Origin of the sequence: Shewanella livingstonensis, from assembly GCF_003855395.1 — a bacterium.
GTDB lineage: Bacteria > Pseudomonadota > Gammaproteobacteria > Enterobacterales > Shewanellaceae > Shewanella > Shewanella livingstonensis.
This window is the reverse complement of sequence record NZ_CP034015.1, coordinates 42,471-57,402: the sequence shown is the minus strand read 5'-3', so window position 1 is coordinate 57,402 and position 14,932 is coordinate 42,471. Positions and strand designations below refer to the sequence as shown.

Sequence of the window (14,932 nt, the reverse complement as noted above, 5' to 3'; positions counted from 1 at the left end):
TCATCAAACGAGGCGTTTATGAAAATATCTCTATCTATCAGTTTAGTGCTGATATCGTTAATATTACTCATTCCCGGTGTGACACAACCTATGTTAACTATGACGGGTACTATTGAAAAATCACAGTTGCTTAATACCGGCAAAGAAATGTTAACTCAAAATCTCACCGAAGACTCTCGAGCCAATACCCGCGGAATACTCGATGTTGCTACCAGTCTGTTTGGCTTAGATACGCTTCAAGGTGAGGTTGAGGTGTTTCGTAATAGCCGCAGTATCATCGATATTATTACTGCACTATATCAATCACATAACCTAGTCGTTGCAATACTTGTTGGCTTGTTCAGTATTGTGCTCCCCGCCGTTAAGTTAATGACTATGCTGATATTACTATTACCTATGACTCCCATAATAAAACAGAAGCTTAGAACATTGATTAGCGCCCTGGGTAAATGGTCTATGGCCGATGTTTTTGTGGTTGCCATTATTGTGGCTTATATGGCGGGTAATGCATCTGCCGGTATGGGTGACACCCTTAAGACTCAGTCTCATTTTGAAGTCGGTTTCTATTATTTTCTCGGCTACTGTATTTTTTCAATCGCCAGCCAGATGATGATCGATATGACACAAGAGCAAAAGTCGCAGAGCCTCTCGCTAATATAGACAACCGAGGCAGCTAGGCTTGTGAGCTGACAACATTGAGATTCAACGTTAATGTAAAAAGGGCTTAAATAAGCTTATTATTTGGATGAGTTAGAGACGTCGCGATATTTCGCGACTTATATTTCACAATCGTTATAATGAGTCTATGCACTAGTAACGTAAAGATTGACTATGACTGACTCTACAATCACTGAATATAGTGGCTCCGATCATTTTCTACCTGAAAACACTCTGTTGCTCAATGCGATGACAGAAGGAGTATATGGCTTTGATTTAGCCGGTAATGCAGTATTTATTAATCCTGCTGCTGAGCAAATGACTGGTTGGAAAAGTACCGAGTTAATTGGGCGAAACATCCACGATTGCCATCATCATAGCCATGCTAATGGGAGTCATTACCCGCAGCACGATTGCCCTATTTATCGCACCTTGAATGACGCTATTCCTCGGCAAGTAACTGATGATGTATTTTGGCGCAAAGACGGCAGCAGTTTTCCAGTATATTACAGCTCAACACCGGTATATGATCAGCAAAAGCTCGTTGGCGTTATCGCGATATTTCGTGATGTGAGTATGCAAAAACATACCGAGCAATCATTGAGACAGGCTTTGGCACAAGTGCAGGCTTTGTCAGAACGGTTAGCATCAGAAAATCAATACTTACTTACTGAACTACAAGGTCAGCAAGGTGCGTCAGGAATATCGGGCAACAGCCAACCTATCAATCAACTCATTCAACAGATCCATTTGGTCGCTAATACCGACAGTACGGTGTTAATTTGTGGTGAGAATGGTACTGGTAAAGAGTTGGTTGCACGTAACTTACACAGGCTAAGCCATCGCAAAGATCAACCAATGGTGAGTGTTAACTGCGCCGCATTTTCGACCGCATTGTTAGAAAGTGAGCTGTTTGGTCATGAAAAAGGTGCCTTCACGGGGGCGACAGCAAGGCGTAAAGGCCGCTTTGAATTAGCTCATAATGGTACCTTATTTTTAGATGAAATTGCTGAGTTGAGTTTATCGGCACAATCTAAATTGTTGCGGGTAATTCAAGAGCAAAGCTTCGAGCGCGTTGGCAGTAGTGAAACCATTAAGGTCAATATTCGCTTAGTGGCAGCCACTCATCACGACTTAGCTGCGCGAGTAGAGCAAGGCTTGTTTCGCATGGACTTATATTATCGCTTGAATGTGTTTCCAATAACGGTGCCGCCGTTACGAGAGCGCCGCGAAGATATTCCGCAATTAGTCAGTGATTTAGTCGCATCGCTGAGTAAAAAGCTTGGTAAAAAAATCACTAAAGTGAGTGCTAAAGGGCTGAAGAACTTACAGCAATACACCTGGCCAGGTAACGTACGTGAGCTGCAAAACCTGATTGAGCGAGAAATGATTTTATCGCAAAGCGGTCATTTGCTGTTTAATACTTTACCTGTAGCGGTTGCAGCACCGTTAGCTACCAGCACGTTAACCATGGCACAAGCCGAAGCCGCACATATTATTGCGATATTAAATGCTAGCCACTGGCGTATTTCTGGTCCGTCTGGTGCTGCTGCGATGTTAGATATGCCTGCGAGTACCTTACGATCTAGGATGAAAAAGTTAGCTATTAGTCGTTAATTTTTTATCATGCATTTTAATAAGTCACGATATATCGCGTAAAAGTTGATATGTCGTGACTTTGCTTTATAATGCTTCTATTTTAATTGTTTAGAATCAGTAGATTATGTTTGTTTTTGAGTTGGCTTAGTCTTTGCTATAGCAGAGCAATATTGTGTTATAGGAATATATTCATGCCTAAGTCATCATCTCCAACTCCATCAGCGACATCGTCAGTTGATAAAGCGGCCGTTTCACAACGGATTCCAGTGGTGCAAATTGCTACGCCGTCGACAAAAATTCATGTTCGTGAACAGAAGGGCGTATTTCAACGGCTGCGTCAGCACAGTAATACTTTACTGATTGCGATTTTTTTCCTGATCCCATTTATCAATTATCAAGGCCGACAAGCCATTCTGTTTGATGTAACCGAACAGCAATTCTTTTTCTTCAATATCACCCTGTGGCCACAAGACTTTACCGTATTAGCGTGGTTTTTTATGGCCGCGGCTTTTGCATTATTTTTTGTCACCGTTTATTGGGGCCGAGTTTGGTGTGGCTTTTTGTGTCCGCAAACCGCATGGACCTTTATATATATGTGGGTTGAAGCCAAGGTAGAGGGCAATCATCATCATCGAGCGGCATTAGACAAAGCGCCATGGTCACTGAGTAAAGTGCGTAAACGAGTGACGAAGCATGCGGTGTGGATAGTGTTTGCCTTGCTAACCGGCTGCGGGTTTATTGGTTATTTTATGCCTGCACGCGAGTTATATGTTGATATTTTTAGCATGAGTAGTGGTTTTTGGACTGGCACCTGGGTATGGTTTTTCGCAGTATGCACCTATTTAAACGCTGGTTGGATGCGCGAAATGATGTGCTTACATTGCTGCCCGTACTCACGTTTTCAAGCGGTGATGTTTGACGCTAATACTAAGACGGTCAGTTACGATGCAACACGAGGAGAATCTCGTGGGCCACGTAAGCGCTCACAAACAACGGAGCTAGGTGACTGTGTAGACTGTAATTTGTGTGTTGACGTTTGCCCCACTGGGATTGATATTCGTAACGGCTTGCAATACGAATGTATTAACTGCGGTGCCTGCGTTGATGCATGTAATCAAACCATGGAAAAATTTGGTTATGCTCCCAATTTAATCAGCTTTACCAGCGAAAATGCCTTAAAAGGACAACCAAAAACCAGCCTGTTGTCGCTAAAATCGCTTGGTTACGCTAGTGCATTACTGATCATGATTGTGCTGATTATTAGCGATTTAAGTCACTTAAGCCATATACAGCTCAATGTGATCCGCGACCGCCAAACCTTGTATCGTCAAGTGGGCATCGATCAGGTTGAAAACAGTTATCAACTTAAAATTCGCAATAAAACTCAACAAATGGCTTTTTATCAAATCAGTATCAGCAATGACGATCCCCAGAAGCAAACATTGCAAATAGTCACCGACAGCTTGATTGCGATAAAACCTGCAGAACAACTGGATTATCCGTTGACCCTCAGTGGCCGCCTGAGTGACCGCACGAGTGATAGCACCCAACAAACAGTGCAATTTAAGGTGACCCAAATTCAAAGTTTGGACAATCCAACGCCAACGGAACCTGCTAATGAGATCTCGCAAACATCACGCTTCTTTTGGCCGTAATCTCAGTATCTCAGTATCTCAGTATGACGGCATAAATGCGTATCGACATTATTGGATGCTACGCAGCAAAGTGGGTAAGTAACAAAAAGGCTTGTCACATTATTGATGTGACAAGCCTTTTTTGCTCAGTGGCAACAACGGGTATCGTTATAAGCCATTAACGCTGATGTAACGCATAGTCAGTTCCATCTTTAGCGGTAAACACCTTACAGTTGCCTTCAGTTGGCTGACAGCCGGTGTGGATTAAGCTAATCCACTGCTTGTAGGGTGTTGGCAAATTCTTAATTGGAATCGCAACCTGAATGTCTTCAATATTAGCCTGGTCCGTTGAACCCATTTGTCCTTGGCGGTCGAAACAAATTTCAACATGGGTATCGTTGTTTTTTAATACTACAGAGGTCGGTTCACTTTTATGACCAGTCAATGCCACAAATTGACACGGATTTTGTAAGCCGCACTGAGAACCATCTTTTAAAAATGCTAATAAGTGAGTGTAGTAAACAACATAGCTGCTGACATCCTGGTGTGAGCCTTCGGTTAATGGAAATTGTGCATCCAAAAATTCTTTTGCATTTGTGCTGCGATCCTGTTGATTGGTCGTTGCCACAAATTGCTCACCAATGAAGCGGTTAAGGTTTTGGGTGGCTGTATTGCTTGCTTGAGTAGACATATTCATCGCCTTATTCCTCTTCGTATTGTGTAGGTCAGAAACCTTTCTGATTATTGTTTTTCATTAAGCCTTGTTAGCAGCTTGATTTTTAGTCTATGCTATTTTTACAAACAATTTCACAATAGAAATTTTACAGTGTGAATTATACAAAATGAGAAATGAAAAAAGCTTAATGCGAAAGACCCATTTTTTGGGCACAAAGATAAGAAACTTGCGTAAACGCAATAACTTAACCATGGAAGACCTGTCTGCTCGTTGTGTACGTGTTGACTCAGGTAATTCACCATCAGTGTCATATTTGTCGATGATCGAACGCGGAAAGCGTGTACCGAGTGCCGATATGCTGGCAGTAATCGCGGTTGTTTTCCAAAAAGAAGTAGGCTGGTTTCTTGATGACGTGCCTGAAGATGAAGCGATTACACCCGAAAAAGGCAACAAAGGTGGCATTAGTGGTATGCCGCTGGAGCCCAGTTTTTTATTTTCTAATGACATTCTCCAAATTGCCATTCCTGAAATGTTATCGCAAACTGGCACCAGTGGCCGCCAATTTGCTCATTTGCTTATTCGCGCGCACCAGGAGCATCACCAAAACCATTTTCCTGATTTAGAGCGTGCGGCCGAAGAAGTTGGCTTAAAACGTATGCCCCTCGCGACCGAAGATATTATTGATATCGCCAAAGGCATGGGCTTAAAAATCAAATGGATTGATCGGGTTCCGCAAGAAGTTATCAATGAAATGGGCATCAGTTCTAAGCAGTTGGTGACTTCATTTTTTGAGCCTCCGGGGACTATCTATGTCAGTAATATTCTGAAAAATAGACCCAGTAGATTAAAATATGATTTGGCGGTGCACATAGGTCATTGTGTGTTACACAATAAAGATGGCTTAAAGAGTGTGATGATGTCGGGTCGGCGTGATGACTTTGATGATGCGCTGGTGCCTCAATCTAATACTTTAAATGCGCAAGATATTTTGCATGCATGGCGTGATTTTGAATCAAGCTTTTTTGCCGGAGCCTTGCTATGTCCTAAAGTGCCGTATAGACAGTTACTTGACCGTCATGGTTATGAAATTAGCGTGCATAAGCAACTGCAGGTGTCGGCATCTGTTGCTATGCGCCGCATGACAGTCGTGTCACCTTATCCTCATTGGCATTACTTTGATGCCTATGCGCCGGGTAAGTTAAAAGCGGTGTATCGTGGTAATGGTATTCCGTTACCTTGGGGTAACATGCGCTTGGTTGAAGACCCTTGTCAACATTGGGCAGTCTTTAGGATGATCAATGAACCAGTCGACGGTACGTCTGCGCAAATATCAATTTTAAATGTCGGTAATGAACCGCGAATTTATTGCTGCGAATCGATTAAAGTGGATGACTCGGCGGGCAATCCGCATGTGTTATGTGCTGGAATCGATTTAAATCCGGCGATTGAGGCGCAAGGCAAAGACGCGCAGTCGATTGCGCATGAATTAAAACAAGCTTGTTCAACGGGCGGCGGCTCAATCATTATCCCCAAACATATCCAAAAAGATCTCACCAGTGTGGCTAAAATCCTTAATATTAACTGGATTGAGCGCGGGATTAAAAAAGATGCCCAGTTAATTTGCTCGCGTGGTGCAGTATGCCCACGTCAACCAAGCTGTTATGCCGCTGGGCGTAATTTATGTGAGCAAAACTAGTGTTCAATGTTAATACCAAGTCTTTTGCTATGCCGCATCAATATTTGTTGATGCGGCTAAATAGGTGTTATCTATTTAATCCTTGCTCGGATTAAAGGATGCGCAAACTGCACCGTAACGCAAAGTCCGCTATTCTTTATTGAGTCCGCTGGCGACAAACGGATACTTGCCTGCATTTGCTGCACAATACTGGCCACAATCGCTAATCCCAAACCTGAGCCATATTCGTTACTGCCCAAGACTCGATAAAAGGGTTCAAACACCTTGTCGGCTTGATCGGCTGCTATGCCTGGACCTGTGTCTTTAATGGTCATCTCAACATATTGATCCATTTGGGTAATGCTTAAATCAATTTTACCGCCATTTGGTGTGTAGCGAATCGCATTGTCGATAAGGTTGTGAATTAAGGTTTTTAAACGGACTGGATTAGCATTGAGTTCGGCATCGTTATCTTGGCTAAAGCCCAAATCAATCTCTTTCGCTTCTGCAAGCGGATACAGATCTTCAATCACCTCAACGAACACCATTTTCAACGATATTTTTTGAGGTTGTTGGACGCTGTTGTCTTGTTGACGCGCCATCGACAATAGTTGTTCTAGCAAATGAATACTACGACCTATTCCTGCTTGTAGTGAATTAAGCTTTTGGCGCGCATCGTCGGTTAACTCTGTCTGCTCAAGACGTTGTGCCTGTAATGACAGTGCCGTAATCGGTGACCGTAGTTCGTGCGCTGCATCGGCAATAAAGCGCTTTTGGCTGGCAATAACCTGACTGTTTTTACTGAGTAAGCGGTTAATGGCCTCAACAAAGGGCACTATTTCACTGGGTAGTTGGGTAGTGGATATCAGTTGAGCGGGTGGCTCTGTTTGGCTATCAATATCATGAGCCAACACCCGAATAGGGCTGAGTATCTTATCGACAATATAGCTGAGTAAAATCAGTAGAATAGGGATTAATACTAGTAACGGCATTAAAGTGTGTAAGGCGGTTTCAAAGGCTATTTCGTCACGAATAGCAGTGTCTTGAGCAAGGGCTATCCGCTGCGTTGATGACAAGGTGTGTACAAACACTCGCCAGGATTGGGTTGCTAAATCAACCGTATGAAATCCATCGCTTAAGTCATTAGGCAATGCCAATGCCGTCTTGGTCGGTGTAATTCCAAGTTGCTGCACCGAAATTTGAAATTCTAACGGTTGCGAAACTAAAGGGGTTAATGCGCCATCATCTGGCGTGAGTGAGTAGCGATCAAATAGCGTCGCCATTTGTTGCAATACATCATCTTGCAGTTCGTGGGCTTCTTCAAAGGCACTGGCAAATGTAAAGCTAGCAGCAATCATTGCAACCGATAAAATAGCCGCAGAAATCCAATAAGATAGTCGCGTTTTTAACGAGTTACGGGGGCGTTTTTTGACACCATCCATCCTACACCTCTGACATTTTTAATGATTTCTGTACCCAGTTTTTTACGTAAACAATGAATTAAAAATTCTACCGCATTGCTTTCTACTTCTTCACCCCAGGCATAAATCCGTTCTTCTAGGTCACTTTTTGAATGAATAGAACCGGGTCGAATGAGCAAGGATTGCAGTAAGGCAAACTCACGGTTAGACAATAAAATATTATCTTGAGTTAAGGTTTTGGCTTCATGTGTGGCTGGATTTAGCCAAATAATATTGTTAGTTAACTCAGGCGTATGCTGGTTAGCATTACGCCTTGTAACCGCGCGAATACGTGCTAGTAGCTCGCTAATATCAAACGGTTTAACCAAATAATCGTCGGCGCCTAAATCCAGCCCTTTAACCTTGTCTTCAAGGCTGTCTCTGGCGGTAATAATGATTACTGCCAGCGAGGGATAGTTATCGCGAATATGTTGTATAACGTACAAACCATCGAGTTTCGGCAAGCCAAGGTCAAGCAACACCACATCATATTGCTGACAACGTAAACTGTGCAGTGCCGCTTCGCCATCGCATACCCAATCAACCGCATAGGCGACATCTTTTAAGGCGCTTTGCATCGCATCGCCAATCATTTTATCGTCTTCAACTAACAAAATTCGCATCATAGTCCTGTTGGTAGATAGTCATCATTAATGATTGGTTGTGGCTGCCTGTTGTTTAAAAGCCATTAAACATAACACCATAGCAAAGAGTAGTGCGGCAGAGGCACTAAAGCGACTAAATTCTAATCCGCCATGGCTAATGGGTTTATCTAAAAAGTCACCGACAACAGCGCCTAAAGGTCTGGTTAAAATAAAGCTTAGCCAAAACAACAGGGTGCGAGATATTGAGCTCCAAAGATAGGCAGCTAATAACACTAATAACAAGCTTCCAAAGATTAACGCACTGGCATCATAACCAAGGCCTGCACTGTCAACTGTCCAGTCGCCTAACGCTGTACCTAAGGTTTGTGACAGTAAAATTGTTACCCAATAAAAGCATTCTGTTTTCGCGTTGTTAACTGACTGATTGGATAAGCTACCTGCTGCCAAATACCAAATTGAAAATGATATGCACAATAAGCTCACCAGTAACAATGTGCCGCCGGTATAACCTATGCTTAATGAGCGGTCGGCAAAGTCAGCCATCGTTGTGCCCGCGGTCGTAGTGGCAATAATAGTTGCCCAATAAACACTCGAAGAATAGTGTTTACTGCGAATTTGGATGGTCACGGCTATCGCGAATAAACCGATAAAAATAACTGAGCTCACTAAGTAGCCGAGGTTAAGCGACATCGATAAAGCATCTCCTGCCGTTTCGCCTAAGGTGGTGGCTAATATTTTTACTAGCCAAAACACCAAGGTCACTTGCGGTACTTTAATCAGCGCTTGCTGCGGTAATGTGGTCATATTTAGGCTCACTTATGTAGATAAATCACTGGCTGCGTTAGTAGGTTTTTTGGGGTTTGGCTTTTAGCGATAAATACGTCACTAAAGCAAAAATAATCACTAAAAATACTATGCTGGTGCTGGTGGTGCCAAATCCTAAGCCACCTTTACGAGTAGGCTGTGATAATAAATCACCGATAGAGGCTCCGAGCGGACGAGTTAAGATATAAGCTAACCAAAAGCACAATACGGCATTAGCTTTAAAGCGATAAAAGGCCACGCTTATTGCGGTAATTAAGCCACCAAAAACCACAGCAGATAAACCGTAACCGACGTTCATGTCTTCTGATACCCAATCTCCTACCGCAGTGCCTAGGGCAAAAGTGATCAGAATAGCTAACCAGTAAAAGAGTTCGCGTTTAAGGCTCACTATTGAATGAATAGATAAAGTGCGTTCTTTAACGAACCAATAGGCAAACGTTATCGCCAATAGCACACTAAATACTGCGGTAGATAAGGGGAGAGGCACATGCAGTTTGTCAGTGAGTATGTCGGTCACTAAGGTGCCAAAAATACTGATCAGCACCACCACGCTCCAATAAGCATTTGGGCGATAGTGAGTTTGCTTAAGTTGCAGCAATAACATACCAACTAATAACACTCCCATGATAATGCTGGTGTTAATCATACCCACATGAAGATGAAAGCTCAGATAGTCGGCGGCGGTTTCTCCCACCGTGGTTGACATCATTTTGATTACCCAAAATATCAAGGTGATTTCGGGCACTTTATTGAGCCAAGTGTTTGGTGATGCGTTATTTGGCGCGTTGTTACTCGCCGAAGTATTATGAGTAGATGCTAAAGGTTTCATGTGGACTCCTGATCCAATAGTGAAACTGATTTAGCAATATCTTGGCGCACAATACTTAGGCCAAACATAGGGCGAAGTATTTAACCTCAGATGAGGTTAAAGGGTGGGAACATGAGTCAAATCGAATACTTGGTCTCTAACCTTGGCCTATTTCGTCTTTGACCTTAGTCAATATCTCATTTTTTAGGTAGTAGTTGTTGCGCATAAAAACACGATAACTCAATGTTGTATTGCTTTGCCCATAACGAAATTCAGTCAACCGCTTCAGTAGGATGATATTGACATTCCGCAATCGATTTATTGATTATTTCAGTTCATCTACCTCTAAATACACGCGTGAAATAGTTGTTAATGATGCTGTGTTTTTTCGCTTTGTACTTGAGGGTAAAGACGTCTTTTTAGCGGCCGTATCGGGCAATGTTGCACGAAGCTTGGCTTCATCGTTAAATAAGCTGGCAGCATCGATAGGGATGATTATTTGTTCGGGTAAGGTATTGCCGACATTATCGAGACGCACAATGTGATCGGCATCAGGTCGAGTCGTTAGGCGTTTAACAAGAAACTGTACTTTATCATTAGGGGTATTATTAACTTTAAGGTAAGTATTATAGCGGGTTTTCTGTTGCTCGAACTGTGTGTCTAATTCATTGAATAATAATATTTTATTAATAGTTACCCCTTGGTTTTTCCACTGGACCTTGCCCTCATGTTCAAAATGCCCTTTAACAATATCAACGCTTAAATGTTCAATATGGCTTGGATGAGTGGGAGATAACGTCGACAGATCAAACTGTTGCGGCACTATGGTCCAAATAGGATATCCGCTAGCAGCAGATAGCGTTAAGCCGTTGATGACAGCAGTGTTGATCTGAGGATCATCAAAGGTTAGTTGCAACACAATTTGGGCATTATGTGGAGAGTGAAACATCGGTAAGTTTGAGGCAAATAAACCATATTCACTGCCAAAAAGTAGCATGCCGTGAAGTCCAACTCTAACTTGTTCAGTGAGTGGGATATCCGATGGAATATCATCTTGTGTGGCGTTTGCGCTGAGTGGTAGCAGTATTAAAACGGCCAGTAAACCTTGATATACATTCCTCAAAAATCGACGTAAGGATCGTTGAAGTAACAACATGGTGAAATAACTATTTTGCAACATATTAGCGGCTCTTCTGAGTAAATGGCAGATGGGGCCGTCCCCGATTGAATACCTGTCGATAGCGTGATGGATGTCAGGCTGAGGTCGTCCTCATTTGAATAATCATATCGATAAAATAAACCATAGGCCAGCGCTTATGTGGGTAATATCACAGCATGGACTGCTTTCCAAAATCAAACAAAAATAACAATTTTATCAAAAGTCATACCTACAATTGATTAGTTGATATTCGCTGTTATTTTCACCAAACATTAACAATAGTTCCCGTTTTGGAATTGATTCCATCGATATGATGAAGCGTCAATAATATAAAAAGGGGTGATAACCTATGAGCAATATAGATCTATTAGGGCGCCGTAAGTTTATTGCTGGTCTAGGTATTGCTGCTGGTGCAGCGATGGTAGCACCAGCAATGGCAGTGTCTGAAAAGGCAGATGGTGTTAAATGGGACAAAGAAGTTGAAATCGTCATTATTGGTTCTGGTTTTGCGGGCTTAGCTGCCGCAATTGAAGCCACCAAACATGGTGCAAAAGACGTCCATATATTTGAAAAAATGTCTTACTTTGGCGGTAACTCGGCTATTAACGGTGGGCTTTTTGCGGCACCGGGCACGCCGATGCAAAAGAAAGAAGGTGTTGAAGATTCGGTAGACCGAATGGTTAATGACCAATTATTGTCTGGTCGCGGCATTGCCGATGAAGGTTTATTACGCCATGTCGCATCGCATGCGGTTGAAGCGTTACAAATGACCTTAGATGCGGGTTCTGAATACCATCCTTACTTACAACAACTAGGCGGTCACTCGGTTGCACGTACTTACCAAACCTCAGTAAGTTGTGGTGCTGGTATCACCCAACCATTGTACAAAGAGTGTAAACGTATTGGTGTAAACACCCACAATCGTTCAAAATTTGAAGGATTCCTCGTTGGTAATAAAGGCGAAGTTGTTGGTGTTAAAATGCGTCAAAACTATCACTTTGGTGAAGACCAACCTGGTAAAGTCCTCAATATTCGCGCTAAACGCGGTGTGATTATGGCTACAGGTGGCTTTGCGCAAAACGTTGATTTACGTATGGCACAAGATCCAACCTTAACGGCAGATGTTGGTTGTACCAACGCACCAGGTGCAACAGGCGAGGGCATGTTCGAAATGTTCCGTTTAGGCGCGATTCCTGTGCATTTAGCACACATTCAATCAGGCCCTTGGGCTTCACCTGATGAAGGTGGCTTTGGTTATGTGTCTAACTATTCAATTTTCAACTTGCCTCATTCAATTGCGGTTAGCCGTACCACCGGTAAGCGTTTCATGAATGAAATAGCCGATCGTAAAACACGTGCTGATGCTGAATTAAGTAACCGTGATGAAAAAGGTAATCCTGTACCACCGTTGTTGATTTCAAGTTTTAAAGATTCTAAAGCACATCCAAATACCGAAAAAGTGATTAAGTACAATGTCGGTTGGAAGTTTGAAAGCCTTGAAGAGTTGGCAACACACTTTGGCGTGCCTTTAGCGGGGTTAAAAGCACAGATTGCTGAATACAACGGCTATGTTAAAACTGGCGAAGATAAGCAGTTTGGCAAAGATATGACCTTGGCTAAAAACAAAATGATCGAAGCGCCATTTACTGTCGTTCGCTTGTGGCCAAAAGTGCATTACTGCCAAGGTGGTGTAAAAGTTAATACCAAAGCTGAAGTAACAGATAGCTTTACTGGTAAGTCTATTACTGGTCTTTATGCCGCTGGTGAAGTGTGTGGTGGTATTCATGGCGTTAGCCGTTTAGGCAGTTGTTCTATCCCAGAATGTATGGTGATGGGTATGACTGCAGCTAGAAGTCTCATGAACGTTTAACCAGACCAGTGAACAAGAGGAATCATTAATGAAAAACTTTAATATTATACTTGGGCTGGTACTACTTGGATTAACCAGTTTATCAGTACAGTCAGCAGAGATCCGTGACTACCATAAAGACGTTATCGGTAAAGACTGTAAAACTTGTCATGACAATGGCATCAAGCAATTTCCATCTGACCAATCCTGTTTGCAGTGTCATGATGTTGATGACTTAGCAAAGAAAACCGCCCGAAGTGAAGAAGACAAGTGGCAAAACCCACATAATAACCTTCACTATGGTAAAGATGTACCTTGCCAAGAGTGTCACAGCGAACATAAAACCAAACAACCATTATGCAGTAACTGTCATACGTTTAAGTTTGATAAGCATAAAGGGTAAACTAATTTAAATTGATATTAGTTTAAAAAGCCGCATATTAATGTATTAATATGCGGCTTTTATATTTAGATGATTTTTGAGTCTCTTTATTTATCACTTGTTATTTATAATTTACCACCAATGATTAATTTAGGGTTTTAATTATTAGATATTAGTTAATATATTTTATATTGATAATTGTTAGCGGTATTTAATTAATGTGCGATATTAATTGTAGTTATAATATTATTTTTGTTGTAAATATGTTGAGTGTAATTTTTTGGAATTAATTCCAAGCGTAATATCCCATTGTCTTAAATAATAAAGAAAGAGGGATGTTATGAAATATAATACGCTGTTCGTTATGATGCTGTTATCTAGTTCTGCTATGGCGAGTGAAATACCTAGTTTTTTAGATAAGAACGATGTTGATAATGCTGAGTTTACTTGTTTAGGAGCAGAATCTCAGTACGATAAAAATGATCAAAAATATGTCGATATTTTATGGAATGAAACCCTGCAATATTTACAATCTTACGCGGTAGCATTAACAAATAGTGAAAATGGTCCATGTTTAAATTCAGATCAAGCTATGTATGATTCTACCGACGGTGGTAAGAATATGTGCATCATGGATCGCACAGACATGAAGCTCTTAGTTAAAAATATTTATCAAGTGATCAATAATCCAGACAAAGCGAAAAAGTGTTTTGGCGCACGCCAAGACGTTGATTGGATATACAGTCCTGGAGGTCAATTAGCGCAAAACTCCCCCGTCGCCAAATGGCTTAAACGGACTACATTTGATACCTTTTTCGACACAAAAGTCACGAATAAAGACGTGCGCAAACTGGGTAAAGCTTTTACTAAAAACTTTACCCAAATGGTGACGGGCGATGAAGTGAAAATGCCCTCAGCTTTCCCAACAGATATTAGTGCCAACGCATTACCTAACTTATGGGCAGCAGCAGGTTGGTACCCAATGTATGCCGAAGAAAGTAAACGCAATGATAAAAACTTCAACAACATACGCGGTGGTTATGCCTATGCTGAAATATTTGGTCATTGGGGACTATTACGCATAGACGAAATTAATGGCGAAAAGGTTGGTGCAGAAGTCGGTATGACCGTTCAATCAGTCGACACCTTATATCCATATCATAACCATGCAATATCTGAAATTTATTACAACATGCGCGTACCGGCGTGCGCTAATGAGTTTAAGAGCTTTGCCGTGCGCGAAGATTCACCGTTAATTAACACCGTTAAAGAAGACGACAAAGTTAGGCAAGTTCAGTTTGATGCAGGCCAACACAATGGGCAGACCATGTGGCTGTCGAGCAGTGCTGATATCGATCCGCTAATGTATTTTCATCAAAATACTATCCATGCTTTTGAAGTCGACGGCAACTGTGAAGCTAAACCAGAAGAGCGTGCCATTGTGTCTGTTTGGGCAAGAAGTAATGCCAATGACAAGCGCAATGACTATGGCACTACGCTACTTTGCGAATCGGCTAATAAACCTGGCACACCCGCACATAAAGATGAAGTTATTCAATGTGACTTAACAAAAATTAAATGGTAACTACCAAATTATTAATTA

General features: G+C 41.9%; 13 protein-coding genes. 7 read left to right on the top strand and 6 right to left on the bottom strand.

The annotated features are described in order from the left end of the window. Positions 1-18: 18 nt before the first annotated feature. The 3 genes from EGC82_RS00265 (at position 19) to ccoG (ending at position 3,911) form a co-directional block, all read left to right on the top strand. The gene (locus tag EGC82_RS00265; protein WP_124728989.1) at positions 19-660 is read left to right on the top strand and encodes a paraquat-inducible protein A; all 642 of its coding nucleotides are present in this window, start codon (positions 19-21) and stop codon (positions 658-660) included. Between the two features lie 171 nt (positions 661-831). Next, positions 832-2,274: a sigma-54 interaction domain-containing protein gene (locus EGC82_RS00260; protein WP_124728988.1), complete on the top strand. Its 1,443-nt coding sequence runs from the start codon at positions 832-834 to the stop codon at positions 2,272-2,274. A gap of 173 nt (positions 2,275-2,447) precedes the next feature. Beyond that, positions 2,448-3,911: a cytochrome c oxidase accessory protein CcoG gene (gene ccoG, locus EGC82_RS00255; protein WP_124728987.1), complete on the top strand. Its 1,464-nt coding sequence runs from the start codon at positions 2,448-2,450 to the stop codon at positions 3,909-3,911. Between the two features lie 157 nt (positions 3,912-4,068). Here the strand turns inward: ccoG and EGC82_RS00250 are convergent, their stop codons facing one another. Next, a complete protein-coding gene (locus tag EGC82_RS00250) occupies positions 4,069-4,581 on the bottom strand; it encodes an aldolase/citrate lyase/malate synthase family protein (RefSeq protein ID WP_244212511.1) in 513 nt (170 codons plus the stop codon). 151 nt (positions 4,582-4,732) lie between these two features. On the opposite strand from EGC82_RS00250, the gene EGC82_RS00245 reads away from it, so the two are divergent. After that, positions 4,733-6,262 (top strand): DUF3612 domain-containing protein, encoded by a 1,530-nt coding sequence (locus tag EGC82_RS00245; RefSeq protein WP_124728985.1) that lies wholly within the window; start codon positions 4,733-4,735, stop codon positions 6,260-6,262. A 71-nt stretch (positions 6,263-6,333) separates the two neighbouring features. On the opposite strand, the gene EGC82_RS00240 is transcribed toward EGC82_RS00245, so the two are convergent. The 5 genes from EGC82_RS00240 to EGC82_RS00220 form a co-directional block, all read right to left on the bottom strand. Then, positions 6,334-7,683: a sensor histidine kinase gene (locus tag EGC82_RS00240; RefSeq protein WP_124728984.1), complete on the bottom strand. Its 1,350-nt coding sequence runs from the start codon at positions 7,681-7,683 to the stop codon at positions 6,334-6,336. Further along, on the bottom strand, positions 7,647-8,324 hold the full coding sequence (locus EGC82_RS00235) for a response regulator transcription factor (protein WP_124728983.1): 678 nt from the start codon (positions 8,322-8,324) through the stop codon (positions 7,647-7,649). The genes EGC82_RS00240 and EGC82_RS00235 overlap by 37 nt, the downstream gene beginning before the upstream one ends. A 27-nt stretch (positions 8,325-8,351) precedes the next feature. Beyond that, positions 8,352-9,110: a COG4705 family protein gene (locus EGC82_RS00230; RefSeq protein WP_124728982.1), complete on the bottom strand. Its 759-nt coding sequence runs from the start codon at positions 9,108-9,110 to the stop codon at positions 8,352-8,354. Positions 9,111-9,147: 37 nt separating this feature from the next. Next, positions 9,148-9,960 carry a COG4705 family protein gene (locus EGC82_RS00225; protein WP_124728981.1) on the bottom strand — a complete coding sequence of 271 codons (813 nt, stop codon included), beginning with the start codon at positions 9,958-9,960 and terminating at the stop codon, positions 9,148-9,150. Between the two features lie 304 nt (positions 9,961-10,264). Next, a complete protein-coding gene (locus EGC82_RS00220; protein ID WP_124728980.1) occupies positions 10,265-11,119 on the bottom strand; it encodes a hypothetical protein in 855 nt (284 codons plus the stop codon). Positions 11,120-11,447: 328 nt separating this feature from the next. Between EGC82_RS00220 and ardA the strand changes: the two genes are divergently transcribed. The 3 genes from ardA (at position 11,448) to dddY (ending at position 14,914) form a co-directional block, all read left to right on the top strand. Then, positions 11,448-12,968, top strand: coding sequence for an acrylate reductase flavoprotein subunit ArdA (gene ardA / locus EGC82_RS00215; RefSeq protein ID WP_124728979.1), 1,521 nt, complete (start codon positions 11,448-11,450; stop codon positions 12,966-12,968). Positions 12,969-12,996: 28 nt separating this feature from the next. Next, on the top strand, positions 12,997-13,350 hold the full coding sequence (gene ardB, locus EGC82_RS00210; RefSeq protein ID WP_124728978.1) for an acrylate reductase cytochrome subunit ArdB: 354 nt from the start codon (positions 12,997-12,999) through the stop codon (positions 13,348-13,350). A gap of 319 nt (positions 13,351-13,669) precedes the next feature. Next, on the top strand, positions 13,670-14,914 hold the full coding sequence (gene dddY, locus EGC82_RS00205; protein ID WP_124728977.1) for a dimethylsulfoniopropionate lyase DddY: 1,245 nt from the start codon (positions 13,670-13,672) through the stop codon (positions 14,912-14,914). Positions 14,915-14,932: the final 18 nt, after the last annotated feature.

What these genes read in the sequence shown, in the direction of transcription:
- EGC82_RS00265 (WP_124728989.1), top strand. Translation starts at nt 19, where the DNA reads ATGAAAATATCTCTATCTATCAGTTTAGTGCTGATATCGTTAATATTA.
- EGC82_RS00260 (WP_124728988.1), top strand. Translation starts at nt 832, where the DNA reads ATGACTGACTCTACAATCACTGAATATAGTGGCTCCGATCATTTTCTA.
- ccoG (WP_124728987.1), top strand. Translation starts at nt 2,448, where the DNA reads ATGCCTAAGTCATCATCTCCAACTCCATCAGCGACATCGTCAGTTGAT.
- EGC82_RS00250 (WP_244212511.1), bottom strand. Translation starts at nt 4,581, where the DNA reads ATGTCTACTCAAGCAAGCAATACAGCCACCCAAAACCTTAACCGCTTC.
- EGC82_RS00245 (WP_124728985.1), top strand. Translation starts at nt 4,733, where the DNA reads ATGAGAAATGAAAAAAGCTTAATGCGAAAGACCCATTTTTTGGGCACA.
- EGC82_RS00240 (WP_124728984.1), bottom strand. Translation starts at nt 7,683, where the DNA reads ATGGATGGTGTCAAAAAACGCCCCCGTAACTCGTTAAAAACGCGACTA.
- EGC82_RS00235 (WP_124728983.1), bottom strand. Translation starts at nt 8,324, where the DNA reads ATGCGAATTTTGTTAGTTGAAGACGATAAAATGATTGGCGATGCGATG.
- EGC82_RS00230 (WP_124728982.1), bottom strand. Translation starts at nt 9,110, where the DNA reads ATGACCACATTACCGCAGCAAGCGCTGATTAAAGTACCGCAAGTGACC.
- EGC82_RS00225 (WP_124728981.1), bottom strand. Translation starts at nt 9,960, where the DNA reads ATGAAACCTTTAGCATCTACTCATAATACTTCGGCGAGTAACAACGCG.
- EGC82_RS00220 (WP_124728980.1), bottom strand. Translation starts at nt 11,119, where the DNA reads ATGTTGCAAAATAGTTATTTCACCATGTTGTTACTTCAACGATCCTTA.
- ardA (WP_124728979.1), top strand. Translation starts at nt 11,448, where the DNA reads ATGAGCAATATAGATCTATTAGGGCGCCGTAAGTTTATTGCTGGTCTA.
- ardB (WP_124728978.1), top strand. Translation starts at nt 12,997, where the DNA reads ATGAAAAACTTTAATATTATACTTGGGCTGGTACTACTTGGATTAACC.
- dddY (WP_124728977.1), top strand. Translation starts at nt 13,670, where the DNA reads ATGAAATATAATACGCTGTTCGTTATGATGCTGTTATCTAGTTCTGCT.